The following is a 25731-nucleotide window of genomic DNA, read 5'->3' as shown; positions in this document are numbered from 1 at the left end:
CAATGACCGTGTCCGCATTCACCCCCAACGAGATGATGACCATCGCGGCCTCCCGCGCCCTGTCGAGCGACGACGTCTGCTTCGTCGGGATCGGCGCGCCCTCGGCCGCCTGCAACGTCGCGCGCCTGACGCATGCGCCAGGCATCACGCTCATCTACGAGAGCGGCACCATCGGCACGGCGCCGGACGTGCTGCCGCTCTCCATCGGCGACGGCGAGCTCTGCGAGACGGCGCTGACCACGGTCTCCGTGCCCGAGATGTTCCGCTACTGGCTCCAGGGAGGGCGCATCTCCATCGGCTTCCTGGGCGCCGCGCAGCTCGACCGGTTCGGCAACATCAACACCACGGTGATCGGCGACTACCGCCGCCCGAAGGTGCGGCTGCCGGGCGGCGGCGGCGCGCCGGAGATCGCCACCTCCTGCCGCAAGGTGTTCATCACCATGAAGCAGTCCACCCGCGGGATGGTGGAGAAGATCGACTTCTTCACCTCCTTCGGCCATGGAGAGGGCGGGGATCACCGCCGCCGCCTCGGGATCGAAACCGAGGGGCCGGCGCTGCTCGTCACGGATCTCGCCGTGTGGAAGCCCGATCCCGAGACGAAGGAGTTCACGGTGGTGTCCATGCACCCGGGCGTCACGCGCGGGCAGGTCCAGGAGACCTGCGGCTGGAAGGTGCGCTTCGCGGATCGCGTCGAGGAGACGCCGCCTCCGACCGAGCTCGAACTGGCGACCCTCCGCGACCTCCAGGCCCGCACCGAGCGGGCCCATGGCGGAAAGAAGGGAGCCTGAGAATGCCCGAGGCCTGCATCTGCGCCTGTGCCCGCACCCCTCGCGGGCATCCCCGCGGATGCGCCGCGCATGAATCCGTACGGCGGAGCGACCGCGCCCGGCCATCCGCTCGCCGCCATGTGCATCGGCGTGGGGCAGGGCATTTCCATCGCCCTGGAAGCCTCTTGAGCGGTCTACGCTTCGATGGAATCGCACTCCGCTCCGCGGTCTTTCGTTTGCCGCATTTTCGGGCGGAGGACCGGTTCCCACTTCTCCTGAAAATGCTCTAGGCTCGAAGCATCATGGCGGGCGATCCTCTTTCCTCTTCCCTGCTCGGGGCCCTCGTCGGCGACGGCGAGGTGGCCGCGCTCTTCTCCGACGAGGCGGAGCTTGCCGCCATGCTGCGGGTGGAAGAGGCGCTCGCGCAGGCGCAGGCCGAGATCGGCCTGATCGGCGAGGACGCGGCCTTCCGCATCGTTGAGGCCTGCCGCACCTTCGTGCCCGACTGGAACGGCCTCGCCACGGGCATGTCGCGGGATGGCGTGGTCGTGCCCGAACTCGTCCGGCAGCTGCGCCAGGCGGTCGGGGAGCCGTACGAACGGGCCGTGCACCTCGGGGCGACGAGCCAGGACGTCGTCGACACGGGCCTCGTCCTTCGCCTGAGGGATCTCGCGGCGCTCCTCGCAGGGCGCATCGCGGCGCTCGTCGAGACGCTCCGGCTTCTCAAGAGGCGGGACGGGGACGTGGGCCTGGTCGCCCACACGCGCATGCAGCAGGCGCTGCCGTTCACCGCCGCCGACAAGCTCGACACCTGGATCCAGCCGCTCGAACGGCATGAGGAAGCCCTACGCGAGATGGAGCCGCGCCTTCTGACCCTGCAGCTCGGCGGGCCCATCGGCAACCGCGGCTCGTTCCACGGCCACGGCGATGCGCTCGCGGACGCGCTCGCGGAGCGTCTCGGCCTCGCCTTCGCGCCGGCCTGGCACTCCCAGCGCGACCGCATCGGCGCATTCGCCGCGTGGCTCTCCCTCGTCTCGGGAACCCTCGGCAAGATCGGGCAGGACATCGCCCTCATGGCGCAGAACGAGGTCGGGCAGGTCCGCCTCGCATCGGGCGGCGGCTCCTCCGCCATGCCCCACAAGTCGAATCCCGTTCTGGCCGAGGTGCTCGTGGCGCTCGCCCGCTTCAACGCCGGGCTTCTCGGCACGCTCCATCAGGCGCTCGTGCACGAGAACGAGCGATCCGGCGCGGCCTGGACCCTGGAATGGCTGATTTTGCCGCGGATGGCGGAGACGACCGGGGCAGGCCTCGCCAAGGCGCAGGCGCTGGCGGACGGCCTGCGCTTCGTTCCTTCCGCTGCGGGGAAGGGCGCCTGAGAGGCACGACGTCGTCGTTCGGGCGCGCAACGCCGGCATTCTGGGACGATGGCGCGGGCGCGGAACGCATGGCATCGGCGGACCGGAATGGAGATCGGTGGCGGCCGTTGCGCTCCATCCTGCATCGTCGCCGCTTATGGGTTCCGGGCCCAGCGCTCCGCACTGTCCTGGAATGACGGTGAGCCGAGCGACAGGCGTCTATGGATTCGTCTCTCCGTTGCGCAGCGCCCGGAACCCGGTCGGCGTGAGGCCGGTCCGCCGCTTGAAGAAGCGCGTGAAATAGGCCGGGTCCTCGAAGGCGAGCGCGAGGGCCACTTCCTTGGCGCTCAGGGACGTGAAGGTGAGATAGCGCCGCGCCTCCAGGGCGAGGCGGCCGTGAATGACGTCGAGAGCCGTCTCGCCCAGATGCTCCCGGCAGAGCCGGTTGAGATGGCTCGCCGTGAGCCCGAGCCTGCGCGCATAGGCTTCGACCGGCTTGTGGCTGCGAAACTCCTCGTCGACCAGCCGGCGAAAGCGCATGAGGTGATCGAGAGCCCGGTTTCGCGCATTCGGCGCCGCCTCCTTCGCCGCCCCCTGCAGGCGATGAAGGGCGATGAGGAGGAGCGCGAGATGCGCCTCGACGGCGCCGAGGCGCCCCGGCCTGCGGCCCGAAAGCTCCGCGGCGATGGCGGCGACATGGTCCGAAACGGTCCGGGCATCGGGCGAGCCCCGTTCCATCGCGACCGCGTGAACCGCGCGGAATGTCGGCACGATCTCGGCCGCCGCCGCGAGCACGGCGCCGAGCCGGTGCTCGAAGAGGGTGAGCACCGTTCCTTCCACGTCGGGGGTGAAGGTGTAGCCGTGCACGGTCATCGGCGGCAGGGTCACGATGCAAGGCGCGACGAGCCTGCTGCGCTGCCCGTCCTGCACGAAATCCGCCTCGCCGCCGGCGAGATGGAGGATCTGGAAAAGCCGCTCGTGCCGGTGCGGCTCGATCACGTAATCGTGCAAGCGGCTGCGGGACTGGATCGTCTCGCCATGGATCCATTCGGTGCCCGGATCGTCCTTGTATTCGCCGTAAAGGGCATAGGTCGGGATGGTGTCCATGGCATCCGGGAGGGCGGCTGGAATGCTCGAATTGTCCTATTCAATGCCCGCTTTGTCCATGGCGCCGCACCCGGCCCTTTGCGATCCTCCTCGCAAGAAAGGCGCGGCGCGAAGCTGCCGGTTCGGAGGAAATCGACCATGCGGACCCAGGTCGCCATCATCGGCGCGGGCCCGGCGGGGCTCCTTCTCGGGCGCCTGCTCGAGCGGGCCGGAATCGATGCCGTCATACTGGAGCGGCGCAGCCAGGATCATGTGCTCGGCCGGATCAGGGCGGGCGTGCTGGAGCAGGGCAGCGTCGCCCTTCTCGACAGGGCGGGCGTCGGCGCGCGCATGCACGCGGAGGGGCTGGTCCACGGTGGGATCGCCATCTCTTTCGACGGCGACAGGCACCGGTTCGACTTCCGCGCTCTCGTCGGTCGGACGGTCACGGTCTACGGGCAGACGGAGGTCACACGGGACCTGATGCGCGCCCGTGACGCCTCGGGCGCGAAGACCGTCTACGAGGCCGAGGACGTCTCGCTCCACGACCTCGACGGAGACAGCCCGAAGGTCCGCTTCGTCAAGGACGGCATCGCCCGTGAGATCGCCTGCGACTTCGTCGCGGGCTGCGACGGCTATCACGGCGTGTCCCGCGCCAGCGTTCCGGAAGGGGCCCTGCGCACCTACGAACGGGTGTATCCCTTCGGCTGGCTCGGCATCCTGGTCGACAGGCCGCCGGTCTCGGAGGAGCTCGTCTATGCGCATCACGCCCGCGGCTTCGCGCTCTGCTCCATGCGCTCGCCCACGCGCAGCCGCTACTACGTGCAGGTGCCCGCCGGCGAGAAGCCGGAGGCCTGGCCGGACGACCGCTTTTGGGACGAGCTGCGGCGGCGGCTCGATCCGGAGACGGCGGAGCGGCTCGTCACCGGCCCCTCCATCGAGAAGTCCATCGCGCCCTTGCGCAGCTTCGTGGCGGAGCCGCTCCGTTTCGGGCGCCTGTTCCTCGCAGGCGACGCGGCCCACATCGTCCCGCCCACCGGGGCGAAGGGGCTCAACCTCGCCCTGAACGACGTGGGCTGCCTGGCGGAGGCGCTGACGGAATTCTACCTGGAGCGTTCGGCGGCCGGCATCGATCGCTACTCCGACCGCGTGCTGAAGCGCGTCTGGAAGGCGGAGCGCTTTTCCTGGTGGATGACGTCGGTCCTGCACACGTTCCCCGAGACGGACGCGTTCGGGCGGCGCATCCAGCGCGCCGAGTTCGACTATCTCGTCGGGTCCGAGGCGGCCTCCCGGTCGCTTGCGGAGAACTACACGGGCTTGCCTCTGTAGACGAAGCCGCGGCAGGAGAGGGGCCCGCCGCGGCCGTCGCGTCAGGCGGCCTTGTGGCGCTCCTGCTCCCGGAGGTAGAGGGCGCCTTCCTCGGCGAGCGCCCGCGCGACGCTCGGGCGCTTCCTCAGGCGCAGATAGTAGTCCTTCACCGCCGGCCATTTTTCGAGGTCGACGGGCGTCGCGATCTGCCAGTTCAGGACGGTCGCCAGATAGGCATCGGCGACGCTGAACCGGTCGAGCAGGAATTCCCGTCCGCTCAGGTGATCGTTGAGATAGGCGAGCCGCCTGTCGCCCTTCTCCAGCGTCTTCGAGACGAGGTCCGCGGGCAGGCTCCGGTCGAAGAGCGGAGTGAACAGCGCCTTGTGCATCTCGGTGCCGATGAAGCACAGCCATTGCTGCAGCCGCAGGCGGGCCATGCCGTCGCGCGGAGCAAGCCCGGCATCGGGAAAGCGGTCGGCGATGTACGGGAGGATGGCGCCATTCTCCGTGAGGATCTCCCCCTCGTCCGTACGGATCGCCGGCACGAGGCCGAGGGGGTTGACGGCATGATAGTCCTCGCCGTCGAGGGTGCGCTTCGTGTGGGAATCCACCTCGATGAAGCGGGCCGGGGCTTCGGCCTCGTAGAGGGCGATCCGGGAGGCCATCGAGCAGGCGAGGGGGGAGAAGTAGAGATCCATGGCTGGGGTCCGAGTTGAATTATTTACCGGTTTGCATAAATTATCGGGGTGCGATCCGCGGTCAAGGAATATTTTTCGAAATGGTACAAAAATCTGAAGAGGGAGCCAGAAGGGGGCGCGGGCGGCCGCGCGCCTACGACCCGGACACCGCGCTCCGCCAGGCCCGGGAGGCCTTCTGGGTCGCGGGCTATTCCGGGACCTCCCTCGACGACATCGCCGCCGCGACCGGCATGAACCGGCCGAGCCTCTATGCGGCCTTCGGCGACAAGCACTCCCTGTATCTGCATGCGCTCAACCTCTACTGGACCGAGGGCCTCGCCGCGATGCGCAGGGCGCTTTCCGACGAGCGTCCCCTCGCGGAGGAGCTGATGGAGGTCTACGACAGGTCGCTTGCGATCTACTTCTCGGGCGAGGGGCCGCCGCGCGGATGTTTCGCCATCGGCACCGCGACCACGGAAGCGGTGCAGGACGCGGAGATCCGCGCGCGCTTCGCCGAGGGCCTGAAGGTGCTCGACCGGGCTTTCGAGGACAGGATCCGCCTGGCGCAGGAAGGCGGGGAGATCCCCCGAGGTGCCGACGCAGCCGCCCTTGCGGCCGTCGCGTCCTCGACCCTTCACACCCTCGCCATCCGCGCCCGCATGGGCACGCCGCGCGAGGAACTGCGGGAGCTTGCGCGGAAGTCCGTCGCGGTGATCTGCGGATCGTGATCCGGCGACGGAGCTCCGGGCCGCGGCACCCGTGCAGCCGGAGCCTCCCACCTCTGCCTTCGGCGCGGTTTACGCCGCGGGACCGATGGCGCAGCATGGCGTTGCGAATCCAAGAACGACACGAGGGAGAGCCGAGAGTTGACCGCGCCATCCGTTTCCCATCCCGCCCATTCCGGAAAAGCCGCCGATCCGGCCGACTGGACGGCGGCCGACCTCCTCGACGGCTACGCCCGCCGGCAGATCTCGCCGGTCGAGGTCGTCGAGGCGGTGATCGCGCGGATCGACGCCTACGAGCCGAAGCTCCAGGCCCTCTACGCCTTCGATCCCGACGGGGCGCTGAGGGATGCCAGGGCCTCGGAGGATCGCTGGATGCGCGGTGCGGCCCTGCCCCTCGACGGGATTCCCGGAACGATCAAGGAGAACATCGCGACGCGCGGGACGCCGGTGCCGCTCGGCACGGCGGCGCGACCGCTGGTCCCGGCTCCTGCCGACGCGCCGCCCGCCGCGCGGCTGCGCGAGGACGGCGTCGTCATTCTCGCCAAGACCACCATGCCGGATTACGGCATGCTCTCTTCGGGGCTGTCGAGCTTCCATCCGCTCGCGCGCAACCCTTGGGACCTGTCGAAGAACCCGGGCGGCAGCTCCGCGGGAGCCGGCGCGGCCGCGGCCGCGGGCTATGGCCCGTTCCATGTGGGAACCGACATCGGCGGCTCGATCCGCCTGCCGGCCGCGTGGTGCGGCGTGTTCGGCCTCAAGCCGAGCTTCGGGCGGGTGCCGATCGATCCGCCCTATTACGGCCGCGTGGCGGGGCCGATGACCCGCACCGTGCATGACGCCGCCCTGATGATGCGAAGCCTCGTGCGTCCCGACGTGCGGGACACGATGAGCCTGCCGTTCCAGGACCTGCCCTGGCTCGACCTCGACATCGACATCCGCGGCCTGCGCATCGGCGTGATGATGGAGGCGGGAGTCGGCATCGCCCTCGATCCGGAGGTGCGAGCCTGCGTCGAACGGGCGGCGCGTCTCTTCGCCGAGGCGGGCGCAGAGATCGTCGCGATCGAGCCCTTCGTCACGCGGGAGATGCTGGACGGCCTCGACGATTTCTGGCGCCAGCGGGCCTGGATGGACATCGGCGCGCTGAGCGAGGACCAGCGCGCGCGGGTCCTGCCCTACATTCTCAAATGGGCCGAGGGCGGGAAGTCGCTCACCGGAGCGCAGGTCTATTCCGGCATGAACCAGATGCTGGCGATGCGCCAGGCCGCCGTGGAGGCGACGAAGGACGTGGACTTCATGCTCTCCCCCGTGGCGCCGGTCGTCGCCTACCAGGCGGAACTCGCGTCGCCCATCCACGATCCGGAGGAGCCGTTCGAGCACATCGGCTACACGGTGGCCTTCAACATGTCCGACCAGCCGGCGGCGTCGGTCAATGCGGGCTTCACCGCGTCGGGCCTGCCCATCGGCCTCCAGATCGTCGGGCGGCGCTTCGACGATGTCGGGGTGATGAGGCTCGCCCACGCCTGGGAGGGGATGCGGGGCGAGCAGCGCGACTGGCCGAAGCTCTGAGCCCGGAAGAGAGGCGGGGGACGATCAAGGCTGCCGCGGGGCGGCCGGCGCATGGGCGTCGGCCTTCTGCGTGGAGCCTGTCGTCTCCTCGGGCGCGGCCTTGCGGATCCTGTTCACGAAGTCGGACAGGCTGCCGGAGCTGTCCTGCTCGAAGGCGAGCTTCGCGATCGTGGCGGTGTCGAACGGCTCCTCCTGGATCGAGCCGTCCGACATGATGATGGTCTTGATGCCCGACTCCACGTCGAACGACACCGACTTCACCATCGGCTGGGTGCCGGTGGTGGCGGCGGAATCCGCAGGGGCGTCCATGCGCGTGACGTGGGCAGGCTCGGTCCTGGCGGAGGCCGCGTTCCGGGCCGTCTCGGTGCGGTCGCGATCCGTTTCGGGAGCCTGGGCCTGATCGTCTTCGGACGCGCGACGGCTCTGGGACTCCTTCGCGGCGGCCCGCTCCTGCCTGCGGGCGGCATCTGCCGCATCCTGCTCGGCGAGAACCCGTTCGAGCCGCGCCTTGGCTTCCGCCGCCTCCTTCTGGGCCTGCGATCCGAAGACGGAGACGAGGGGCATGGAAGCCTTCTCCGCCTCGGCCTTCGCCCGCGCCGCGTCCGCGGCATTGGCGGCCTCGATGCGTTTACGCGCGGACTCGACCTGATGCGGATCGTTCGTGTCGTACGTGTAGCGCTTGCCGTTGATCTCGTAGGAGACCTTGCGCGCCTCGGCGGCGGTGCCCATGAGGGCAAGCGCCAGCACCGCCGTTGCAAGGCCCGCGCAGATGCGGTTCGTCCCAGTTCGTCTGTTCATTGCCATCCGGATCCATTCGTCCGGTTAAACTCTGTTAATGAATATGGCCGCCATATGACGTAACGGTATGGGCGCGGCGGGGTGTGCGATGCGGGCATCCATGGCCGAAACGTTATTCCTTTCGCCGCGCCCGCGCGCGGCCCGTCTTGCATCCCGCGGGGCGAGGACAGATCTCTGGGGACGGGTCTTCCGGGCCGTCTCCCATGGGAGCGAGCCCTCGCCCCCACGAAGGACGTTCATCATGCCCCCTCTTTCAGTGCTCGATCTCGCTCCGGTTCCCCATGGGAGCACGCCCGCGCAGGCCCTTCGCAACACCCTCGACCTGGCGCAGCATGCCGACCGGTGGAGCTACAACCGCTACTGGCTGGCCGAGCACCACAACATGGTGGGCATCGCGAGCGCGGCGACGAGCGTGGTCATCGCCCATGTGGCGGGAGGCACCGAGCGGATCCGCGTGGGCGCGGGCGGCATCATGCTGCCGAACCATTCGCCTCTCGTCATCGCGGAGCAGTTCGGCACGCTGGAGGCCCTGTTCCCGGGGCGCATCGACCTCGGCGTGGGGCGTGCGCCGGGCACGGACCAGCTCACCCTGCGCGCCCTGCGCCGCGATCCGGCGAGCGCCGACACCTTTCCGCAGGACGTGGTGGAGCTGCAGGCGCTCCTCGGGCCCCTCCAGCCGGGGCAGGCCGTGCAGGCGGTGCCGGGAACGGATTCGAACGTGCCGATCTGGATCCTCGGGTCGAGCCTGTTCGGCGCGCAGCTCGCGGCCATGCTGGGGCTTCCCTATGCCTTCGCCTCGCATTTCGCCCCGGGCGCGCTCATGCAGGCGCTCCAGGTCTACCGGGAACGCTTCCAGCCCTCGAAGCAGCTCGACAGGCCCTATGCGATGGTCGGCATCAACGTGATCGCCGCCGAGACGGATGCGGAAGCGCGCCATCTCTTCACGACGCCGCAGCAGCAGTTCACCAACCTCTTCCGCGGCGTGCGCGGCCAGCTCCGGCCGCCCATCGACGACATTGAGAGCTACTGGACCCCGACGGAGAAGGCGCAGGCCATGGGCATGCTCGCCTGTTCCGTGGTCGGCGGGCCGGAGACGGTCCGCAAGGGCCTCGAGGACATCGTCGCAAGGACGCAGGCCGACGAACTCATCGTCGCCTCCGCGATCTTCGACCACGGCAAGCGCCTGCGCTCTTACGAAATCCTGGCGGACGTCCACAGGGCCATGGGCCGCGAGCCCGCTCTCGCCGGGTGAGGAATCGCGAGGGCCTTCAGGCGGTCGCGCCGCGCCCCCGCAGCGTGGGATCCAGCGCGTCCCGCAGGCCGTCGCCCAGCAGGTTGAGGCCGAGCACGGAGAGGGCGATGGCGAGCCCGGGGGCGATGGCGAGGTGAGGAGCCTGGGACAGGTAGGTCTGCGCATCGCTCAGCATCCGGCCCCAGCTCGGGTTCGGCGGCCGCACGCCGAGACCGAGATAGCTCAGTCCCGCTTCCGTGAGGATGGCCAGCGCGAGCTGGATCGTCACCTGGACGATGAGCGCGCCGGCGATGTTGGGAAGCACGTCCTCCAGGGTGATGCGCAGGGGCGGCTTGCCGAGGGCGCGGGCCGCCGCGATGTAGTCGAGGGTCCAGACTTGTAGCGCGACGCCGCGCGTGACGCGAGCGAAGACGGGAACGTTGAACACGGCGATGGCGAGGATCGCCGCCAGCGGCCCCGAGCCGACGAGCGCGCCGATCATGATTGCGGAGAGAACGGCGGGAAAGGCGAAGACCACGTCCGAGACGCGCATGGCGATTTCGTCCGCCACGCCGCGCCAGGCGGCCGCGGCGCTGCCTACGGCGGTGCCGATGGCGGCGCCGAGCAGCACCGCCGGCCATGCGATGGCGAGGGAGTTCCACGCCCCCGCCATCAGCAGCGAGGCGACGTCGCGGCCGAAATGGTCGGTGCCGAGGAGCCCGGCCTCCAGCGGCCCCTTGAGCCGCATGGCGACGCGCACGCGCGTCGGCGACTCCGGCGTCCAGACGAGGGAGAGGAGGGCGGTGCCGATGAGAAGCGCCGTCAGGATTCCGCCGATCACGAGGGCGGCGTTCAGACGCAGGCGCGGAGCGGACTTCATGCGCGGCTCCTCAGGCGCGGGTCGAGGATCGCGTAGCCGATGTCGACCAGGAAGTTGATGACGATCACGAGCCCGGAAAAGATCAGGACGATGTCCTTGATCACCACGAGGTCGCGCTGGTTCAGCGCCTGATAGGCAAGGCGTCCGAGGCCGGGCAGGTTGAACACGTTCTCCACCAGGATCGCTCCGCCGAAGAAGAACGAGAGCTGCAGGCCGAGGATGGTAGTGACGGGAATGAGCGCGTTCGGCACCACGTGCCGGCGCAGCGTCGCGCCCCTGTCGACGCCCTTGGCCCGTGCCGTGCGCACGAAATCCGCGCCGATTACCTCCAGCGTCGCCGAGCGCGTGACGCGGGTGAGCACCGCCGCCTGCGGCAGGGCGAGGGCGAGGGCGGGCAGGAGCAGCGCCTGCAGGGCGGGCCCGATGCCCGCGTTCCAGCCCGGGAAGCCGCCGGCAGGGAACCAGCCGAGCCGCGTTGCGAAGAACAGGATGAAGAGCAGGCCGATCCAGAAGTTGGGCACGGCCACGCCGAGCTGGCTGAACACCAGCACGGCCCTGTCCACGAGCCGGTCCCGGCGCGCGGCGGCCGCCACGCCGAGGGGGAGCGCCAGCGCCGTCGAGATCAGGATGGCGAGGAGGCTCAAGGGCAGCGTCACCGCCATGCGCTCCGCCACGAGGGTCGAGACCGGCATCTTGTAGGTGATGGACTGCCCGAGGTCGCCGTGCAGCAATCCGCCGATCCAGGCGAGATAGCGCACCGGCGCGGGCTGATCGAGCCCGAGCTCCTGCCGCAGGGCGGCGAGCGTGTCCTCCCTTGCGGCGGTGCCCAGCATGATCGCGGCGGGGTCGCCCGGCAGCACCTCCAGGATCAGGAAGATCGCCAGCGACACCGCGACGAGCGTCACGGCGAGCGAGGCGAGACGGGAGACGACGAGGCGCAGCATGAAATCAGGTCATCCGGCGGTTGCGGGCAATGGCGTCGGCGCGAGGATGCAGGCTTCTCCTCCGCACCGGGTGGAAGGGCGGCTGCCTCCGTCGTCGTTCCGGGGCGAGCGATGGCGAGAACCCGGAACCCATGACCAGCGCGCTGGAGGAAAAGCCGCAATGGCAGCCGCTGCGCTCATTTCCGCAGAGCAGGCACTGATGGATTCCGCGCCCAGCGCTCCGCGCTGTCCCGGAATGACGGGGAGGCGGCCTTGAAACGGTGGGCCGTGCCACCGCAGGAAGCGGCCTCCGATCGGAGCCCTCGCTAATCCGTCCAGGAGACCTCCGTCACGTCGTTCGCGGGAACGGGGGAGTTTTCCCATAGGCCTTTCAGCTTCGCGTTCCAGACGCCGAGCTTCGGAAGCTGGAAGAGGAAGAGCGCGGGCACGTCCTCGGCCAGGATCTTCTGCACCTCCGCATACTTGGCGAAGCGGGCCTTCTCGTCCGTCGTCCTGGCGGCCTCGGCGATGAGCGTCTTGAACCTGTCGTTCTTGTAATTGAAGTAGTAGTTGTCGCGGGCGAAGATATCGATGTCGAGCGGCTCCGTGTGCGCCACGATGGTGACGTCGTAGTCCTTGTTCTTGAAGACCTCCTCGATCCACTTGGCCGGGAACTCGGTGGGGACGATCTTCATGTCGACGCCGACCTCGGCGAACATGGCGGCGAGGAGCTCCGCGGAGCGGCTGGCATAGGCCATCTGCGGCGCCTTGATGGTGATGGACAGGCCGTTGCCGTAGCCCGCCTCCTTCAACAGCGCCTTGGCCTTCGCGGGGTCGTAGGGCACGACGCCGGTCATGTCCACGAAGGCAGGATGGTTGGGCGAGAAGAAGCTGCCGATGGGCTGACCGTAGCCGGAATAGGCGCCTTCCACGAGGGCCTTGCGGTCCACCGCGTGCATGAGGGCGCGGCGCACGCGCGGGTCGTCGAAGGGCTTCTTGGCGTTGTTCATGCCGGCGACGATCTCGCCTTCCGTATTGCCGGCAACCGCCTTGAAGCGCGGATCCTTCTTCAGCTCGCTGAAGAGTTCCGGCGCGCCGAGATTGGGGAACGCGTCCACGTCGCCCGCGCGCAGGGCCGCGACCTGGGCCTGCGGATCGTTGATGAAGCGGAAGGTGACGCTCTCCAGCTTCGTCTTGTCCTTCTGCCAGTAGTCGGCGTTGCGCACGAGCTCGACCCGGTCGCCCCGGGTCCAGGACTTGAACTTGAACGGCCCGGTGCCGACGGGGGTCGCCTTGTTGTTCTCCGCCGTCTCGGGCGCGACGATCACCGCGTCGCCCCAGCCGAGATAGTAGAGGAAGTTGCCGGAGGTTTCCTTGAGCTTGATCACCACGGTCGCGGGATCGGGCGTCTCGATGGATTCGATGGGCGCGAAGATCTGCTTCTGCGCGTTGGTCGAGTTCGGCGCGCGGGCGCGGTCGAAGGCGAACTTCACGTCGGCGGAATCGAAGGTCGTGCCGTCGTGGAACTTCACGCCCTCCTGCAGGCGGAAGGTGTAGGTCTTCCCGTCCGGCGCGATCTCCCAGCTCTTCGCCAGCAGCGGCTGCACCTTGCCGTCGCGGTCGATGCGCACCAGGCCTTCGTAGAGGTTGGCCCAGGTCACTTCGCGGATGGCCACCGGCGCGGCGATGGTGGGGTCGAGGCCGGGCGGCTCGATGGGCATGCCGATCACGAGGGACGTCTTCGCGGCGTAGGCCGGGATGACGCTGGCTGAAACGATGAGGGCGGCGGCCAGAAAGCGCTTCGACATTGAACGATGTCCCATCCGGTTCCTTGGAGCGAGAATGCTCGGTGCGGCAGCTTAGCGCATCGCGCGGAAAAGTGGACCCGGTTTTGCGCTTCGCGCGGGACGCGGAGGCCGGATCCTCACAAGGGCCGGATCTGCTTGTAGAACACCGTCGTGTCGCAGAAGCCGCCCTGGGGCCAGAGGGCATAGTTCGGGATGACGCCGACGGGCACCCAGCCGAGGCGCGTGTAGAGGCGCTCCGCCGCGCCGCCGGTTACGGTGTCGAGCACGAGGACGGACTTGCCGGCGGCACGGGCGGCATCCTCCGCGGCGCGCATCAGGGCCGCGCCGAGGCCCCGCCGCCGCGCCGCGCGGTGCACCAGCATCTTGGCGATGTCGGCCCGGTGGGGCTGGTTCTCGGGCTGCCGCAGCACGACCTGGACCGTGCCCAGGATCCGGTCGCCGTCCCGGTCGTGCGCCACGATCAGGATGCGCTCGCCCGCCGCGACGCCCTCGGCCACGCCCGTCCAGAAGGCGTCGGCCCTGTCGCGGGTCAGGGGCGCCATGAAGCTCACCGACGCGCCGCCTTCGACGCAGTCCATGAGCACGGCCGACAGGGCGGCGATCCGCTCCCTGGCCTCCTGCGGGCCGAGGGAGCGCAGTTCGACGGTTTCTCTCGCGACGCTTTCTTCCATGAGTGTCTCGCAGGTCAGGTTTCGCGGGCCCGCGCCCGTCCCGGATCGGCGGCCAGGGCCACCAGGTAGCGGGCGGGGCGGTCGGCGGGGTTGTGGAAGACGTTGGCCCGGTCCAGGTGCATGCAGAGGCAGTCGCCCGCCGCGAGGCGATGCCTGTCCTCGCCGGTGGCGACGTCGACCTCGCCTTCGAGGATCCAGACCTGCTGGCCGATGCCCGCGCCCGGGCCGGAATCGTAGGCCACCCGCGCGCCCGGCGGGAGCGTCACTTCGGCCAACTCGATGGGGGAGGGGTATCCCGGCGGGGACAGGGTGCGTCGGAGATAGCCGCTGTCCGGGTCGCGCCAGGTCCGCTGCGCGGCACGGCGGACCAAGGGAGACGCCTGCGGCGTGTCCTCCTCGGCGAAAAGGGAGGCGAGGCTCACCCCGAGGCCCGCGGCGAGCCGGTTGAGGACCACGGCTGTGGGACTGGCCTCGCCGCGCTCGATGAGGGAGATCATGGAGCGGCTCACCCCCGTTCTCGTGGCGAGCGCATCGAGGGACAGGCCGCGACCCCTGCGCAGGCTCCGCAGGTGGCGGGCCAAGTGGGCATGAATATCGGGTGCGTCATCCATTATATTAGAATGCATTTCCAGTATAGTGGAGTCAATCGGCTGGGGCGTACGCTGGGAGAGGCTACGAAGGAGGGCCTGCCCTCCACGGCGCCGAAGTGCGTCTCCCGAACCGGTTCCGCTGTTCCTCAGCCCAGTCCTGCGTGAGCTTGCGGAACAACAGCGGAGGGGTTTGAATCGTGCTGCCTGCCTTGACGAGACGTAGCGAATCGGCCGCGGGCCAAGCTGGAATACCTTGTGGAAGGCCCAGGGACGCCAGAACCGTCTCAGCCGTGCTCGGGATGAACGGCCACGCGACGGTGGCGCAAACTCCGACAAGATTGACGGCGGTCCTGACTGTCACGCGACAGCGGTCGGGATCCGTCCGGAAGCTTGCCCACGGAGCCTGAGCCGCAAAGTAGCCGTTTGCCAGCCGCCAGATTGCTCGCACGTCCTCCGCTGCCTTCCGCAGCGAGCCGGTTGCGTGGTGGCGTCTAAGGGCGTCGAGGTGCTGGGCCAGATCCTGTTCCAACTGCCTCTCCGCCTCGGATGGGGCCCCGGTCCCGGGAACGACCCCCTGGAATCTGGAGGTGACAAAGGCGAGTGTCCGGTTGACCAGATTTCCGAAAGTGTCGGAAAGATCGTTGTTCACATCCTGCACGAAGCGATCGAAGGTGAAGTCGGTATCGCTTCCTTCCGGCGCGTTCGAGGCCAGCCACCAGCGCCAGTAGTCCGCGGGCAGCAGATCGAGGGCTTCGTCGAGAAATACGCCCCGCCGCTCGCTCGTCGAGAATTTTCCACCTTCGAAGGTGAGCCAGTTCACGCCCTTGATGATGTCGACCGTCTTCCACGGCTCCCTCGAGCCCAGCAACGTACAGGGGAAGCTCACGGCGTGGAACGGTACGTTGTCCTTGCCGAGGAACTGGAGATATTCGACGTCCTCGGCCTGCCACCACCTGCGCCAGTCGCGCGTCTCGGGGTTGAGCTCAGCCCATTCCTGAGTCGCTGCAATGTAGGCGATGGGCGCGTCGAACCAGACATAGAAGACTTTGCCTTCATAGCCGGGCTTCGGGACAGGAATGCCCCAGTCGAGATCGCGGGTGATGCAGCGATCCTGAAGGCCTTCATCAAGCCATTTCCGGGCAATGGAGGTGACAAGGGAAAGCCAACCCGTTCGGGTCGCGATCCACCTTTCGAGCTCCTCCACGAGGGCGGTCTGCTTCAGGAACAGATGGCGGCTCGGGCGGATTTCAAGGTCCGTGCTGCCGGAGATTGCCGACCGGGGATCGATGAGGTCGGTCGGATCCAGGGTCCTTGCGCAGTCCTCGCACTGGTCTCCCCGCGCCCGCTGGGATCCGCAATGGGGACAGGTGCCGACGACATAGCGGTCCGGCAGGAAGCGGCCGTCCTCATGCGAGTAGAACTGGTGGAGAACGCGCTCCTCGATGAACCCGTTCTCCTCGAGCCGTCGAAAGAAGTGCTGGGTGAGAGCGTGGTTCTGTCGCGAGGACGAGCGTCCGAAGTGGTCGAACGACAAGTTCAGGCGGCGGTAGATGTTCGCCTGCAGGACATGCTGGCGACAGCAATATTCCCGAATGGCGAGGCCGGCCTCGGCGGCTCCCAGTTCGGCCGGGGTGCCGTGCTCGTCGGTTGCGCAGATGAACAGGACTTCATCGCCGATCTGACGTCGGAACCGCGCATGTATGTCGGCCGGCAGCAGCGAACCGGCCAGGTTGCCGAGATGCTTGACGCCGTTGATGTACGGCAACGCGGATGTGATGAGTGCCTTCGCCATGGTGCCCCTCCTGGGGTGCTCTCGCGGTGGATGCGTCGGGTCCCGGCATGAAAAAGCCCTCCGGCAGCGGCAGGAGAGCTCGGGTTCCGACGCTTACACGCGGGCGATCAGGCGCATGCTATCCCCTCCGACCGGTCTCCTGCTGGTCGGGCCTGCGCATTCGTGCGGCAAGGCAGAAGTGGAACATAGCAATTCTCATCTATCGAGCAGTCATTTATGCCCCGGACCGGACCTGCAGACAAGAAGCTTTCTGCCGTCTGGAGGCATATCCCTAATCCATCGCTTCCCGGAGCGGGACAGATGAACGATACGATTCCAGCGGAAGGGGACTATTTCGATAGCATTCATTACTCACACTAGCTTATCGCTCCCGACGACAGCCTTTCACGACCTTCCTCGGCAAGTCCTGCCGCCGGTTTGGAAACCGGGGTGTCGCGACGCCATACCGGTTCCTGCCGCCGAACGGAGGATGAAGAAATCCCGGCCTGCCCCCGCCCATGAAAAAGCCCGCCCTGTCGCCAGGGCGGGCTCCTTTCGGACGGGCCGGGCGGTTACATGCCGATCTCGTTGCCCGAGTAGTCGATCTTGCCGTCGGCGCCCTTCTTCCAGACGTACATGATGTAGTCCGGACGGGTGATGTCGCCCTTCTTGTCGAAGGAGATGTCGCCGATCACGGTCTTGAAGGGCTTGCCCGAATGCATCACGTCGGCGACCTTCTTGCCGTCGGTGCTGCCGGCCTGCTTCGCGGCTTCGGCCAGGATCTGGGCGGCGGCGTAGCTGTAGAGCGTGTAGGCCTCGGGGTCGTAGTTCTTGGCCTTGAACTTGGCCACGACTTCCTTCGCGTTCGGATTCTTGCGCGGATCGGGCGCGAAGGTCATCAGGGTGCCCTCGGCGCCGGGGCCGGCGATCGAGGTGAACTCGGCCGAGACGATGCCGTCGCCCGACATCAGCGGGGCGTTGAGGCCCTGGTCGCGCATCTGGCGGATGATGAGGCCGGCTTCCGTATGGAGGCCGCCGAAATAGACCACGTCGACGCCGGCCTGCTTCAGCTTCGAGACGAGAGCGGAGTAGTCCTTCTCGCCCGGGTTGATGCCTTCATACACGACCTCCTTGAGGCCCTTGGCGTTCATCGCCTTCTGGGTCTCGTCGGCAAGGCCCTTGCCGTAAGGGGTCTTGTCGTGGACGACGGCGACCTTCTTGCCCTTGAACTTGTCGGCGAGGTAGCTGCCGGCGACGAGGCCCTGCTGGTCGTCGCGGCCGCAGGTGCGGAAGGTGTTCCACATGCCGCGCTCGGTGAACTGCGGGTTGGTCGAGGCCGGGGTGACCTGCACGATGCCGGCTTCCTCATAGACCTGCGAAGCCGGGATCGAGACGCCGGAGTTGAAGTGGCCGACGACGAACTTCACGCCCTCGGCGGCGAACTTGTTCGCCACGGAGACGCCCTGCTTGGGATCGGAAACGTCATCGCCGACGACGATCTGCAGCTTCTGGCCGTTGATGCCGCCAGCCGCATTGATGTCCTCGACCGCCTGCTCGACGCCGTTCTTGAGCTGCGCGCCGAAAGCGGCATTCGGGCCCGTGATGGGACCGGCGACGCCGATCTTGATCTGCGCGTTGGCTGCGCCGGAGAAGGCGAGGCCAAGACCGAGCGCAACGCCGGTCAACAGCAATTTCTTCATGAGGTCACTCCTCTGGGTGGTTTTATAGGCCCCCTTCCTGGGGCCGGTTCAGCAGGCCGGAACCCGCCGTCCGCGTGACATCATGACTCTTTTTGAGCGGAAGTCACGCTGGAATTTCTAAGACTTAGCCGTTCGTATGAGAGGTTTTTTCCTTCCATCCGAACGGCCCGGTCCGCTCGTAGAGCCAGCGGTACTGGGTCGTCATCTGCCGCGCCCGGTTGTACTGGAACCCGAGCGCGCCGATGATCAGAACCACGATGGCGTCGATGGCGTAGTAGTGCAGGGAGAGCAGGGTCCCCCCGAACAGGGCGAAGTGGATGAACCGGACCGCCATCGCCAGGATCAGCAGGTAGATCAGGAGCTGCCAGAACGGGCGCCAGGTGATGGCGATGGCCCGCCCGGTCATCCAGGCGGCGGAGCCGCCCAGCACCACGGTGACGAACAGAAAGAGCCAGATCGAGGGCTCTTCGTAGAGGATGCCCTGCATCAGCGGTGCCCTCCTTCGAGATAGGCGGCCTGAACCTGCGGATTCTCGAGCAGCTCCCTGCCGGTGCCGCTCATGGTGATGTTGCCGGTCACCATCACGTAGCCGCGATGAGCGAGCTTGAGCGCGTGATAGGCGTTCTGCTCCACGAGGAAGACGGTCATCCCGTCCCGCTCGTTGAGCTCTTTGATGATCGTGAAGATCTGCTTCACGATCAGCGGGGCGAGCCCGAGGGAGGGCTCGTCCAGGAGCAGGAGCTTCGGCCGGCTCATGAGCGCGCGGGCGATGGCGAGCATCTGCTGCTCGCCGCCGGAGAGGGTGCCGCCGCGCTGGTTCAGGCGCTCCTTGAGGCGCGGGAACAGGGTGCAGACCCGCTCGAGATCCTCGTCGAAATGGGCGAGCCCGTTCATGGAGGCGCCCATCTGCAGGTTCTCGAACACGGTCATCCGCGGGAAGATGCGCCGCCCCTCGGGGCTCTGCGCGATGGAGAGGCGGGCGATCTCGTGGGTGGGCATCCGGGTGATGTCCCTGCCCGCGAAGGTGATCGTGCCCTCCCGCGCCCGCGGGTTGCCGAAGATGGTCATCATCAGCGTGGACTTGCCGGCGCCGTTGGCGCCGATGAGGGTCACGATCTCGCCCTCGTGCACGTCGAGGTCCACGCCCTTGAGGGCGATGATGTTGCCGTAATAGGTCTTGACGCCGCGCACGCTCAGCAGGGGCTGGCGCGCCGCCCCGCCCTGAAGCGCCGTCGACGGGCTGATGGCCGCGGTGCTCATGCGCCGATCTCCGCTTCGACTTTCTCCACTTCCTCGTCGGCGACGCCCAGATAGGCGGCGATGACGCGGGGATCGCTCCTCACCTCCGCGGGGGTGCCGTCGGCGATCTTCGTGCCGTAGTCGAGCACCACCACATGGTCCGAGATTTCCATCACGACCGACATGTCGTGCTCGATGAGGAGGATCGAGGTGCCGTGATCCTGGCGGATCGACAGGAGAAGCTCGTTGAGCTCCAGGGACTCGCGGGGGTTGAGGCCCGCCGCGGGCTCGTCCAGGCAGAGCAGGAGCGGGTCCGTGCACATGGCGCGGGCGATCTCCAGCCGGCGCTGGTCGCCGTAGGGGAGGTCGCCGGCCGGGTCGTCGGCCCGGTGGAGCAGGCGGGTCTTCTCCAGCCAGAACCGGGCGCGGTCGATGGCCTCCTTCTCCGCCTTGCGGTAGCCGCCGACCCCGAGCACGCCCAGGAAGGTGAAGCCCGAGGCGATCATGAGGGAGTTGTGCTGCGCCACCAGCAGGTTCTCGAGCACGGTCATCCCTGAGAACAGGCGGATGTTCTGGAAGGTGCGGGCGACCCGGCCCTTCCAGTTGATGTTGTGGCCGGGCAGGCGCTCCAGCAGGAGCTGGCCGCCGTCCGGCTTGCGGAGCACGATCATGCCCTCGGTCGGCTTGTAGAAGCCGGTGATGCAGTTGAACACCGTCGTCTTGCCGGCGCCGTTCGGGCCGATCAGGGCGGTGATGTCGCCGCGTCCCGCCTGGAAGGACAGGTCGTTGATGGCGACGAGGCCGCCGAAGCGCATCGTCAGATGCTGGACGTCGAGAAGGGGGTTCTGGAGCCAGCGCATTAGCCGTGTCCTTCTTTCACGAGCGAAGCCGAAATCGCCTTGCGTTCCTTCAGGATGACCGAAGGCTCGCGTTCGGAGATCAGGCCGCGCGGGCGCCACACCATCATGGCGACCATGCCCATGCCGAAGAGCAGGAGGCGGTACTCGTTGGGGTCGAAGCCCTCGCCGAAGACGGCCTTGAGGAAGCCGAGGTTGCGCAGCAGCTCGGGGCCGCCCACCAGCACCAGGGCGGCGATGGCGACGCCGATCTGCGAGCCCATGCCGCCCATGACCACGATGGCGAGGATGATCGCCGACTCCAGGAAGTTGAAGCTCTCCGGGGAAACGAAGCCCTGCCGGACCGCGAAGAACGAGCCCGCGAAGCCGCCGAACATCGCGCCGATGGCGAAGGCCGTCAGCTTGGTGTTGGTGGTGTTGATGCCCAGCGACCTGCAGGCGATCTCGTCCTCGCGCAGCGCCTCCCAGGCCCGCCCGATGGGCAGGCGGCGCAGGCGCATGGTCACGAAGTTGGTGAGCAGGGCGAGCGCCAGGATGAGGTAGTAGAGGAAGATCATCCTGTGCATGCCGTTGAACGGGAGCCCGAAGGTGCTCGCGAACCCGCCTTCGCCCGCCGTGAAGGGGATGCCGAAGAAGGTCGCGCGCGGGATCGAGGAGATGCCGGCGCCGCCGTTGGTCAGGTCCACCCAGTTGATGAGCACGAGGCGGACGATCTCGCCGAAGGCGAGGGTGACGATGGCCAGATAGTCGCCGCGCAGCCGCAGCACCGGGAAGCCCAGGATCATGCCCCAGAAGGCCGCCAGGATGCCGGCGAGCGGCAGGCAGATCCAGAAGGACAGGCCGAAATGGGTGGAAAGCAGGGCGTAGGAATAGGCGCCGACCGCGTAGAAGGCCACGTAGCCCAGGTCGAGGAGGCCGGCGAGGCCGACCACGATGTTGAGGCCCCATCCCAGCATCACGTAGGTAAGGATGAGGATGCCGAGGTCCACCCAGTAGCGGGACTCGTTGAGGCCGCCCTGGATCAGGTAGACCAGGAACGGGAAGGCGACCGCGATGCCCAGGAAGAAGGGAATCGCGAAGCGCGAGGCCTTCTGGTAGGCGCTCGGCTCCGCATGGACCGGCTCCGTCGCCTGATGGGGATCGGGGAGCGCCTGCCGCGCCGCCCGGGTCGCCATGAAGGCGTGCTGGAGGAGCCGGAGCCCGAAGACGATGGCGCAGACGATGGCCACGAGGCCCCAGCGCGGGGTCAGGTAGAGGTCCGCGCCGCTCTGGTCGGTCTTGTAGGAGAGGATCGGGATCGACAGGCCGAGGGTGATCAGCGCCGTGACGAAGGCGTCCTTGAGGGCGGCGCCGAGATCGAACCGGCTCGGCGCGGCCGTCTGCTCGGCCGAGGAGGTGGTGATCGGAGGAGCGTTCATGGCGAGGCTCCTTAAACCTTCTCGACCTCAGGCCGTCCGAGGATGCCGGAGGGCATGAAGATCAAGACGATGGCGAGGATCGAGAACGCGGCCACGTCCTTGTACTCGATGGTGAAGTAGGCCGACCAGAAGGTCTCGATGAGGCCGATGATCAGGCCGCCGAGCACCGCCCCCGGCAGGGACCCGATGCCGCCCAGGACCGCCGCCGTGAACGCCTTCACCCCGGGCACGAAGCCGTCGCTGAAGCTCACCACGCCATAATACAGCAGGTACATCGTGCCCGCGACCGCGGCCAGGGCCGCGCCGATCACGAATGTGAGGGAGATGGTCCGGTCCACGTTGATGCCGAGGAGGGCGGCCATCTTGCGGTCCTGCTCGCAGGCGCGCTGGGCGCGCCCGAGGGAGGTCTTCTGGACGATGTACCAGAAGATCGTGAGCAGGACGATCGTCGAGATCATGATGATGATCTGCTTGTAGGAAAGGGCCACGTTGTAGCCGCTCGCCCCCTGGAACAGCACGATCACGTCGCCGACCATGGGAGGGGTCGGCTTGTTCCGCGCGCCCTGGGCCACCTGCACGAAGTTCGACAGGAAGATGGACACGCCGATGGCCGAGATCAGCGGCGCCAGGCGGAAGGAGCCGCGCAGGGGCCGGTAGGCGATGCGCTCGATGGCCCAGCCCCACAGGGAGGTGAGCGCCATGGCCACGACCATCACGATCAGGAGCGCCAGGGCGATCGAGGAAATCCCGAGCCAGGTCGTGACGATCAGAAAGAAGATGAGAGCGATGAAAGCCGAAAGCATGAAGACGTCGCCGTGGGCGAAGTTCACCATGCCGATGATGCCGAACACCATCGTGTAGCCGATCGCGATGAGGCCGTAGATCGACCCCAGCGTCAGCCCGTTGATGAGCTGCTGCACAAAAATTTCCATGTCCTACCCTTGCCCCTCTGGAAGGGGTCATTCTTGAGCTGTCCCAACAAAGCACGGCGAACGGTCGAGGCCAAGCGGGACATAAGGCGGAGGGTCTCTAGCAAACCGCGGGACCCGCGACAACAATCTGTTAAGTTTCCTATAACGGCCCCTGATGGACGGCGGCTTTCAAAACGCCGGATCGCAACCATATGCCTTCTATGGACTTGTGCTTCTCCCGAAAGGGTGGAAGAGGCTCCCACGAAAACAGATGTTGAAGACTCATTCCACCCCCGACCTCTCCGGAGGCCGCAGCGTCGATCCCGCCCTTTTCCGGGAGGGGATGAGCCGCGTCGCGGCGGCCGTCCACGTGGTGACCACCGACGGGCCGGCGGGGCGGGCGGGCTTCACGGCCACCGCCGTCACCCCGGTCACGGACTCGCCCGCCTCGCTCCTGGTCTGCGTCAACGCGGGCGGGCGCACGGCGAAGGCGCTGATCGCCAACGGCGTGTTCTGCGTGAACACCCTCGGCATCGCCGACGCTCCGGTCGCGGATGCCTTCGCCGGACGGGCGAAACTGGAGGGCCTCGACCGCTTCACGGTCGGAAGCTGGGACGTCCTGGAGACCGGGGCGCCGCTCCTCGCCTCGAGCCTCGCCGCCTTCGATTGCCGCCTGGACGACGCCCGTCTCGTTGCCAGCCATTACGTGATCGTCGGCCGGATCGTCGCCGTCCGGCTCGGGGAGCCGCAGCCGGCGCTGGCCTACCAGGGGCGGCTCTATCACCGCATCTGACCTAATCCCTCCGGCGCGGCCCCTTGGGCGGGTACGCGCTCCAGCCCGTCAGCTGGACGAAGCCGTCCCGCGCCGCGACCACCAGATGGTCCCGGTGGCGATGGACGAGGGTCCCGGGCCGGTGACGGTGCTCCTCGCGCCAGCCGCTTGCCTCCCACACGTGCAGGAGCCGCGAATTCACCTGGGCGAACGCCTCGATGGAGCCGAAGGCGCGGACGGTGCGCAGCACGTCGTCCACGCTCCCGTTCCAGTTCACGGTGCGGTGCGCCTGAGTCATGCGCGGCCAGTAGCTCCCCGGCCCCTGCGGGCTCGCCCGGTCCCAGAGCCGCGGCAGGTCGTCGGCGAGGCGGGCGGCGATGCGCCTCGCCGCCATCTGGCACCGGGCCAGCAGCCGGTCGTGGTTCTCGTCCGGGGCGAGGGGGAAGGTCTCCTGCGCCAGGATCGGGCCGGTGTCGAAGGCGGGATGAAGGACATGGGCCGTGACGCCCCATTCCGGGACCCGGTCGAGAATGGCCTGGAACAGGGGATAGGGGCCGCGGCCGAGGGGGAGAGGGGAGGGATGGAAGTTCACCGCGTAGGGAATGTGGGCCTCCCATCCCCTGACCAGCCAGGGGTAGCCGGCAACGATCAGGGCCTGGCAGCGCGACGCCTTCAGCTGCGCGAGATCCGCCGGTCCGATCCGGGCGAGCTGGACGGGCACGCGCAGGGCCCGCGCCCGCGCCACCGTCACCTCGTTGAAGTCGTAGATGCCGTCGCAGGGCCGGCTGAAGAGCCTCACGGGCTCCCAGCCCCTGGCCAGGAGCGTCTCGAAGACGTCGCCCAGGAAGTCGATGCCGGCGAAAGCGAAGCGCATGTCCTGCTCGGGTTTCCGGGAGGCGCGGGTGGCGGCCGGCCCGGAGGCTGAAACTCGGGCCCGGTCCGCCCCCGGTCAAGCGGGGCCTTTCGTCTCAACGGGACGGCGGCGCCGTCTCCTCCATGGCCACGGTCAGGGTCCGCTGTGGCACGTTCCGCAGGAAGCGGCGGAAGACCGCGTTGTTGCGCAGGGCGAGCCGGCCGGTCTCGATCACCGTGTCCAGGGTCGTGGGGTCGAGCTTGAAGCGGGTCGGCACCTTGTCCATGGCGGCGCGCAGTTCGGGCCCGGCATCCTCGGAGGAGACGCGGCCGACGGTGAAGGTCACGTCGGCGCACCGCCAGCCCTCCAGGGTGCCGCGAAGCTTGAGCACCTCGTCGTCGGAAAGGGAGCAGCGCCAGCGCTTCAGGTCGGCCTGCCAGCCGTTCATGATGGTCGTGAAGTAGTCGTAGCCCTTGTAGACGCCGGAATCGATGGCGACGTCGGTGACGATGCCGGCGAGCTCCATGCCCGTCGGGGAGGCGAGGTTCTTCGGCCAGTCGCCGGCAGGACCGCGGCCGGCATCAACGACGAGGAACAGGAAGCGCTTCACCCGCACCGCCTGCTCGGCGGTCATCGGCATGTAGGGCCGGTCGCGGTTGGTGCGCGCGACCGCGAGGGAGTGGATGCCGAAATTGTCCGTGAGGCCGCCGTCGAGGAGCTTCACGTAGCGGAAGCGTTCCGGATCGCTCCGGTAGCGGATGAGCGCCGCGGCGCTGGCCTTGAGGGTTGCCGGAGCCGTCGGGTCCGTCGCCCCGCGCTGGTAGAACTGGGGAACGTGGCCGCCGCAGGACGAGCCGAAGTTCTCGACGTTGAGCGGGACGAACAGCCCCGGCACCGCGGCCGAGGCCGCCACCGCCTCGGACAGGCGCACCTTGTTCAGGTCGCTGCACAGGACGTTGAAGGTCACGGGCTCGAAGACGAACGGCACCCGGCTGTAGATGTCGGAGGCGGCGATCCACACCAGGGGCCGCTTGCGGGCGAAGAGGTCCGCATAGGTCGCCCCGTCGAACAGATTGTCGTCGAGCCATTTCGGGAACTTGGACCGGTCGTTGACGCCCCCGTCGTTGATGATCCGCAGGACGTTGCCGAGCGAGACGTCGGTGTCGAAGCCCTGCTCGGCGTTCTGCTCCAGGAAGCGGGACCGGAAGGTGGGCAGTCCGTCCCGGCCCTTGAGGCCGAAATAGGCCGCCGTCACCGAGCCGCCGGACACGCCGGAGACCAGGCCGATCATGTCGGTCATCCGCTGCGGGCCGCGGTCGGTCGCCACCACGTAGCGGTCGAGTTCGTTCAGGACGCCATAGGAAAAGGCCGAGGCTCGCATGCCGCCGCCGGAGAAGGCGACGCCGACGACGGTCGATCCGAACTGGTCGGGACCCAGCGGCCATCCGCCCTGGTCCGCCACGCTGGCGATGGGGCCGTTGATCGGCGTGTTGATGACGCCCCCGGCACAGGCGGACACCGCCATCGCCAAGACGCCCGCCGCCAGCCAGCGCCGCCACAAACCCCGGTTCATCGTCCCGTCCCCGCCCCGATCGCCGTTTTGCAACGGAATACGATGGCGGGGTGAGAGGCACAATAGGCGACCTGACTTTACGACAGGGCGCAGGCGCGGGATGTGAACAACTCCGCGGATGCGACAAGCCGCCCCGCGGACCGGGGGCGGAACTCCCAAGCTCGTCCGGGCTTTGATGGTTTCAGTCGGGGCTTCGCGTCCGCCCTAGCCGGAGGCGCGGCTTCCGGCGGACTTTGGGCAACGTCGAGGTAA

24 protein-coding genes are annotated in these 25731 nt (G+C 68.0%); 7 read left to right on the top strand and 17 right to left on the bottom strand.

Features of this window, described 5'->3' with window-relative positions:
• Positions 1 to 2 precede the first annotated feature (2 nt).
• Entirely contained in the window at positions 3 to 788 is a 786-nt protein-coding gene (locus GDR74_RS12520; protein ID WP_152586614.1) for a CoA-transferase subunit beta, read from the top strand.
• A gap of 281 nt (positions 789 to 1069) precedes the next feature.
• Positions 1070 to 2143, top strand: coding sequence for a 3-carboxy-cis,cis-muconate cycloisomerase (locus tag GDR74_RS12515; protein ID WP_152586613.1), 1074 nt, complete (start codon positions 1070 to 1072; stop codon positions 2141 to 2143).
• Between the two features lie 198 nt (positions 2144 to 2341).
• Here GDR74_RS12515 and GDR74_RS12510 read toward each other — a convergent pair whose 3' ends face one another.
• A complete protein-coding gene (locus GDR74_RS12510) occupies positions 2342 to 3229 on the bottom strand; it encodes a helix-turn-helix domain-containing protein (protein ID WP_152586612.1) in 888 nt (295 codons plus the stop codon).
• A gap of 138 nt (positions 3230 to 3367) precedes the next feature.
• Between GDR74_RS12510 and pobA the strand changes: the two genes are divergently transcribed.
• Complete coding sequence (gene pobA / locus GDR74_RS12505) at positions 3368 to 4537, top strand: 4-hydroxybenzoate 3-monooxygenase (RefSeq protein WP_152586611.1); 1170 nt, start codon at positions 3368 to 3370, stop codon at positions 4535 to 4537.
• Between the two features lie 41 nt (positions 4538 to 4578).
• Here the strand turns inward: pobA and GDR74_RS12500 are convergent, their stop codons facing one another.
• Positions 4579 to 5214: a glutathione binding-like protein gene (locus tag GDR74_RS12500; protein WP_152586610.1), complete on the bottom strand. Its 636-nt coding sequence runs from the start codon at positions 5212 to 5214 to the stop codon at positions 4579 to 4581.
• A gap of 80 nt (positions 5215 to 5294) precedes the next feature.
• Here GDR74_RS12500 and GDR74_RS12495 point away from each other — a divergent pair, with 80 nt between their 5' ends.
• Positions 5295 to 5921, top strand: coding sequence for a TetR/AcrR family transcriptional regulator (locus GDR74_RS12495; protein WP_152586609.1), 627 nt, complete (start codon positions 5295 to 5297; stop codon positions 5919 to 5921).
• Between the two features lie 138 nt (positions 5922 to 6059).
• On the top strand, positions 6060 to 7484 hold the full coding sequence (locus GDR74_RS12490; protein ID WP_152586608.1) for an amidase: 1425 nt from the start codon (positions 6060 to 6062) through the stop codon (positions 7482 to 7484).
• 24 nt (positions 7485 to 7508) lie between these two features.
• Here GDR74_RS12490 and GDR74_RS12485 read toward each other — a convergent pair whose 3' ends face one another.
• Positions 7509 to 8282 carry a hypothetical protein gene (locus tag GDR74_RS12485; RefSeq protein ID WP_152586607.1) on the bottom strand — a complete coding sequence of 258 codons (774 nt, stop codon included), beginning with the start codon at positions 8280 to 8282 and terminating at the stop codon, positions 7509 to 7511.
• A 241-nt stretch (positions 8283 to 8523) separates the two neighbouring features.
• Here GDR74_RS12485 and GDR74_RS12480 point away from each other — a divergent pair, with 241 nt between their 5' ends.
• Positions 8524 to 9534, top strand: a complete 1011-nt coding sequence (locus GDR74_RS12480) for an LLM class flavin-dependent oxidoreductase (protein WP_152586606.1) — start codon at positions 8524 to 8526, stop codon at positions 9532 to 9534.
• Between the two features lie 16 nt (positions 9535 to 9550).
• On the opposite strand, the gene GDR74_RS12475 is transcribed toward GDR74_RS12480, so the two are convergent.
• From GDR74_RS12475 to GDR74_RS12420, 12 genes are all read right to left on the bottom strand, one after another.
• A complete protein-coding gene (locus GDR74_RS12475) occupies positions 9551 to 10393 on the bottom strand; it encodes an ABC transporter permease (RefSeq protein ID WP_152586605.1) in 843 nt (280 codons plus the stop codon).
• Positions 10390 to 11337 (bottom strand): ABC transporter permease, encoded by a 948-nt coding sequence (locus GDR74_RS12470; RefSeq protein WP_152586604.1) that lies wholly within the window; start codon positions 11335 to 11337, stop codon positions 10390 to 10392. The genes GDR74_RS12475 and GDR74_RS12470 overlap by 4 nt, the downstream gene beginning before the upstream one ends.
• A gap of 305 nt (positions 11338 to 11642) precedes the next feature.
• The gene (locus GDR74_RS12465; protein ID WP_152586603.1) at positions 11643 to 13124 is read right to left on the bottom strand and encodes an ABC transporter substrate-binding protein; all 1482 of its coding nucleotides are present in this window, start codon (positions 13122 to 13124) and stop codon (positions 11643 to 11645) included.
• A gap of 116 nt (positions 13125 to 13240) precedes the next feature.
• Positions 13241 to 13795 carry a GNAT family N-acetyltransferase gene (locus tag GDR74_RS12460; RefSeq protein ID WP_152586602.1) on the bottom strand — a complete coding sequence of 185 codons (555 nt, stop codon included), beginning with the start codon at positions 13793 to 13795 and terminating at the stop codon, positions 13241 to 13243.
• Positions 13796 to 13809: 14 nt separating this feature from the next.
• Positions 13810 to 14406: a helix-turn-helix domain-containing protein gene (locus GDR74_RS12455; protein WP_152586601.1), complete on the bottom strand. Its 597-nt coding sequence runs from the start codon at positions 14404 to 14406 to the stop codon at positions 13810 to 13812.
• A 61-nt stretch (positions 14407 to 14467) separates the two neighbouring features.
• The gene (metG, locus tag GDR74_RS12450) at positions 14468 to 16177 is read right to left on the bottom strand and encodes a methionine--tRNA ligase (RefSeq protein WP_152586600.1); all 1710 of its coding nucleotides are present in this window, start codon (positions 16175 to 16177) and stop codon (positions 14468 to 14470) included.
• Between the two features lie 551 nt (positions 16178 to 16728).
• On the bottom strand, positions 16729 to 17856 hold the full coding sequence (locus GDR74_RS12445; RefSeq protein WP_194164530.1) for a branched-chain amino acid ABC transporter substrate-binding protein: 1128 nt from the start codon (positions 17854 to 17856) through the stop codon (positions 16729 to 16731).
• A gap of 124 nt (positions 17857 to 17980) precedes the next feature.
• Positions 17981 to 18343 carry a DUF6867 family protein gene (locus GDR74_RS12440; protein WP_152586599.1) on the bottom strand — a complete coding sequence of 121 codons (363 nt, stop codon included), beginning with the start codon at positions 18341 to 18343 and terminating at the stop codon, positions 17981 to 17983.
• Positions 18343 to 19116, bottom strand: a complete 774-nt coding sequence (locus GDR74_RS12435; RefSeq protein ID WP_152586598.1) for an ABC transporter ATP-binding protein — start codon at positions 19114 to 19116, stop codon at positions 18343 to 18345. Before GDR74_RS12435 ends, GDR74_RS12440 begins: the two co-directional genes overlap by 1 nt.
• Positions 19113 to 19955 (bottom strand): ABC transporter ATP-binding protein, encoded by an 843-nt coding sequence (locus GDR74_RS12430; protein ID WP_152586597.1) that lies wholly within the window; start codon positions 19953 to 19955, stop codon positions 19113 to 19115. Before GDR74_RS12430 ends, GDR74_RS12435 begins: the two co-directional genes overlap by 4 nt.
• Entirely contained in the window at positions 19955 to 21370 is a 1416-nt protein-coding gene (gene livM / locus GDR74_RS12425) for a high-affinity branched-chain amino acid ABC transporter permease LivM (protein ID WP_152586596.1), read from the bottom strand. Before livM ends, GDR74_RS12430 begins: the two co-directional genes overlap by 1 nt.
• Positions 21371 to 21381: 11 nt before the next feature.
• Entirely contained in the window at positions 21382 to 22302 is a 921-nt protein-coding gene (locus GDR74_RS12420; protein WP_152586595.1) for a branched-chain amino acid ABC transporter permease, read from the bottom strand.
• A 250-nt stretch (positions 22303 to 22552) separates the two neighbouring features.
• Between GDR74_RS12420 and GDR74_RS12415 the strand changes: the two genes are divergently transcribed.
• Positions 22553 to 23074, top strand: coding sequence for a flavin reductase family protein (locus GDR74_RS12415; RefSeq protein WP_152586594.1), 522 nt, complete (start codon positions 22553 to 22555; stop codon positions 23072 to 23074).
• Position 23075: 1 nt separating this feature from the next.
• On the opposite strand, the gene GDR74_RS12410 is transcribed toward GDR74_RS12415, so the two are convergent.
• Positions 23076 to 23927, bottom strand: a complete 852-nt coding sequence (locus GDR74_RS12410; RefSeq protein WP_152586593.1) for a methionyl-tRNA formyltransferase — start codon at positions 23925 to 23927, stop codon at positions 23076 to 23078.
• Positions 23928 to 24021: 94 nt separating this feature from the next.
• Positions 24022 to 25479 carry a patatin-like phospholipase family protein gene (locus GDR74_RS12405; protein ID WP_152586592.1) on the bottom strand — a complete coding sequence of 486 codons (1458 nt, stop codon included), beginning with the start codon at positions 25477 to 25479 and terminating at the stop codon, positions 24022 to 24024.
• Between the last annotated feature and the right edge of the window lie 252 nt (positions 25480 to 25731).

It is taken from the genome of Microvirga thermotolerans, assembly GCF_009363855.1.
Classification (GTDB): domain Bacteria; phylum Pseudomonadota; class Alphaproteobacteria; order Rhizobiales; family Beijerinckiaceae; genus Microvirga; species Microvirga thermotolerans.
This window is presented reverse-complemented; position numbering and strand designations above follow the sequence as displayed.